The organism is Gordonia gummivorans (assembly GCF_022513585.1).
In the GTDB taxonomy this organism is placed as follows: Bacteria; Actinomycetota; Actinomycetes; order Mycobacteriales; family Mycobacteriaceae; genus Gordonia.
This window is the reverse complement of the sequence record NZ_JAKWBF010000062.1, coordinates 1-3,418: the sequence shown is the minus strand read 5'-3', so window position 1 is coordinate 3,418 and position 3,418 is coordinate 1. Positions and strand designations below refer to the sequence as shown.

Annotated in this window: 3 protein-coding genes; all 3 read right to left on the bottom strand. The window is 64.5% G+C overall.

The window, feature by feature from the left end; all coding sequences use genetic code 11:
• Positions 1-48 precede the first annotated feature (48 nt).
• Genes MKW15_RS24010 through MKW15_RS24000 form a run of 3 tightly spaced genes read right to left on the bottom strand, consistent with a single transcriptional unit; the run spans position 49 to position 3,315 of the window.
• A complete protein-coding gene (locus tag MKW15_RS24010; protein WP_240862873.1) occupies positions 49-351 on the bottom strand; it encodes a DUF6262 family protein in 303 nt (100 codons plus the stop codon).
• Positions 348-2,267 (bottom strand): tyrosine-type recombinase/integrase, encoded by a 1,920-nt coding sequence (locus tag MKW15_RS24005; protein ID WP_240862871.1) that lies wholly within the window; start codon positions 2,265-2,267, stop codon positions 348-350. The genes MKW15_RS24010 and MKW15_RS24005 overlap by 4 nt, the downstream gene beginning before the upstream one ends.
• Entirely contained in the window at positions 2,233-3,315 is a 1,083-nt protein-coding gene (locus MKW15_RS24000; RefSeq protein WP_240862866.1) for a tyrosine-type recombinase/integrase, read from the bottom strand. Before MKW15_RS24000 ends, MKW15_RS24005 begins: the two co-directional genes overlap by 35 nt.
• Positions 3,316-3,418 lie beyond the last annotated feature (103 nt).

Genomic DNA, 3,418 nt, shown 5'->3' with positions numbered 1-3,418 from the left:
TTGACCGGCTAATCGTGGTCGAGCCTGCGGCAACGATCGGCCGATGGTTCATTGTCGATCTGGTTTGCGGCGTTGCCGTCGGAGTTGTTCGTCGTGCTGGGCGACGGTGCCGGCGAGGCTCTCGACGATCGTTCGCAGGTGCGCAACTTCGGTGGCGAGGCCGGTGAGTGTGCGGGCGTCGGTCTGTCGGGTGCGGTGTTCGTCGATGACGGCGCGCATTTCGGTGTTGCGGTAGAGGGTCGCGCGACCGATCTTGGTGCGGGCAGCGACTGCGGTGAAGGTGATGGGTTGGCCTGTGGCGGCGAGTTCGGCGCAGGTTCGTTCAACCTCGGCCAGCGCTTTGCTGCTCATGCGGTCTCGGTGCCGGCCTCGGCGATGAGGATGTCGAGGCGGGCGACGAGTTGTTGGTGGCGGCGGGCCTCGTCGACCCAGCCGCGGGACTGGGCATCCTCGGCGAGCTGTTGCGCATCAACGCGTTGCGCGGCAAGGACTCCGAGATGGGTTGCGTCGGTGTGGAAGCTGGGACAATGTTCACAGATGTTGGCATACGGGCAGGTTCCCTGGGCGGGTGCCCGCAGGCAGTAGCCGCCGGCCAGCCGCGATTTGATGGCCGGGGCCTGCTTCCAGTCGGATCCGGTGATGTCGGTGATCGGTAGTTGCGGTCGGTCGGCGGCGAGCGGGCCGATCTGGCTTTTGGCGAGGTCGAGGGCTCGTTCGTATTCGGTGCGGACGGTGGAGTCGAACAGGTGCGCGTAGCGCAGGCTCATCTGGGTGGAGACGTGTCCGAGCAGCGCCATGAGCGCTTGTAGGGAAACCCCGGCGTTGATCAGGGCGGTGGCATAGGTGTGGCGCAGTTGATGTGGGGTGATGTGGTCGAGCCCGGCGGTCGCTGCCGCCCGGTTGAGCTCAGCGCGTAGTGCGTTCTGGGAGAGTCGTTTTCCGTGGTGGGTGAACAAGAAGTCGGCGGGTGCTCCGGTGCGGGGGTGACGTAGTGGCCGGCCGTGAGTGCGGGTGGCGGTGATGCGGTCGACGAGGGTGAGGACTTCGTCGTCGATGGGTACCATGCGTTCGGAGTCGAGTTTGCCCAGTGGCACTTTCAGCCACGACCCTTGCCCCGGGATCTCGTGGATGCAGTCGAGTTCGAGGTCGAGCAGTTCCCCGATCCGCAACCCACACGCCCGCGCCAACAGCAGGGCGTCTGCGGCCAGACGATACGGCGAATCCGCCAGCGCTGCAGCAAGCTTGCGATCGGCATCTACGGGTAGATAGCGTGGCAGAAACCGTTGCGGGCGAGGCAGGTCGCTGCGGAAGATCAGCTTGCGCGCTGGCGCGTCATCCCATCCCCACTCGGTGATCTCGGCCAGGAAATGGCCGACCGCGTGCACGCGTCGGATGCGGTCGGCCACGGTGATGGGTGCACCGGTGACACTGTTGAGGGTGGTGGGCAACGACGCCAGATACGGCTCGATATGGCGTCGACGATCGAGGTGGGCCAGCGAGGTCAGATCGGGGTCGGTGACGGCCAGGAATCGGCCGAAGTGCGCGAGTCGGGTCGCGATGCTGCTGACGGTCTTCGGCGCGCAGGTGGCGTACTTGCGGTTGAGGTAGCCCACGAACGCCGGGCGCAGTGCTGTGGGCACCTCGGCCATCCGATCCTCGAGGCTGTGTGCGGTCGTCGCCGGTGGTGCTTCGGAGTCGAGGATGCCGAGATGGAACAGGATCTGGCGGGCACTGTGCAGGGTGCTGCGGTAGTGTTTCGCGCCGCGTCCGGTGTGTTCTTCGCGCAGTGTGCAAGCGTGCAGGAGGTCGGCGAGGTCGTCCTCGTACAGGTCGGTCAACGGGCGCTGGGTCTGGATGAGCAACCGCGCGATGATTTGTGAGGCGATCGCCGATGCGACTCGGTCGGTGAATCCCAATTCCTTTGCCGCACTGACAAATCTCTGAAGGTCAGCGTTGAGTGGACTGACCGCGAGTTCCAGCCAGATACTGCTGAGTTTGCGGTACACCAGATAATCGTATCCGGGTGCCAGGCGCCCGCTGACCATCAAGAACGTGATGAACGGGCGGGTGGAGCAGTTTGCGGCCAGGCGTTTCTCGAGAGGTTCCTCGGCCCAGTCGGCGACCGTGGGCCAGCGCTTGAGGAAGGAGCGTGCCGCTTGGGTGTAGGCCGGGTTGCCGCGGCCACGCCGCCGCAGATGGGCGAGGTAGGCAGTCTGGACCTCTGCCGGTGTCTCAGGTCTGGGTGCGAAGTCGTGTGCGTGCTGCATCGAACTCTGCCTTGACATGTGTTGGGGTCAAATGGATATAGCGGGCTGTGGTATCGACGTGAGCGTGGCCGAGCAGCGCTTGCATCACCGCCAGATCGACTCCGGCTTCGGCCATCGCGGTGCCGAAGGTATGACGCAGTGCGTGTGGGTGGCCGGCGGCCACTCCGGATTTGAGGCGGTGGTAGCGGAAGATCGTGCGTAGTCCAGCCGCGGTCAACGGCTGACCCCGGTGCGGTCCCTTCGCCACCAGAAACAGACGGGTATTGGATGATTCGGGCCGCTCGGTCAGGACGTAGGTGTGAATCAGGCCGGCCACCTCGACATCGAGCGGCACCCGGCGTTCCTTGCCGCCCTTGCCGAGTACCCGTACCCAGCGGGCGCCGATATCGACATCGGTCACCTCCAGGGTGAGCAACTCGCACGAGCGTAACCCCGACAACAACATCAACCCGGCCAACGACCGGTCCCGCCAGGTGTGCAGGCTCGCCACCAGATCTGCGGTCTCACGACGATCCAGTGCCCGGGGTAGCCGACGCGGTTCGCGCAGCCGCAACGCTGACCGCCTCTTCGGCTTGACCAGATGGCCGAGCAGGGCGTTGCGTTCTTCGGCGGTGACGCGGCGTGCTTCACGCCCACTCGGGACCGGATTGACCAGGTCAGGATCGGTGATGCTGCGATAGGTGAACAAGCCCGTCAGCGCCGCGAGTCGATGATTGATCGTGGTCGGTGAGTACCGATCGAGCCGTTGCCCGGTCATCGACAACACATTTGCTGGACGACCCGGAATCGACGTCTCTCGGCAGAACCGCATGAAGTCGAGAAGCGTTGTCGTGGTTACTGATTCCAACGTGATATCGGACTCGTCGAGCCACCGGCAGAACGCCAGCAGGTCGTAGCCGTAGGCCCGTAACGTGCGCGCCGAGTAGTTTCGGTCGGCCAGATAGCCGAGGTAATCATTGACCACCACGTACCTTCCGGCATGGTCACCGGCCAACTGCCAGGCAACCTCAGTGCCAGATTCCAGATGCAGCAACTGCCGATCCGTCATGAGACAGGTGTAACGCCACCGTCAACCCCGGTCAAGTATCTTCCGTTGTCGGCGTGTCTGTTTCACCGTAGCCCCGGGCTCCGGATTAGCCGGTCAACAGGCA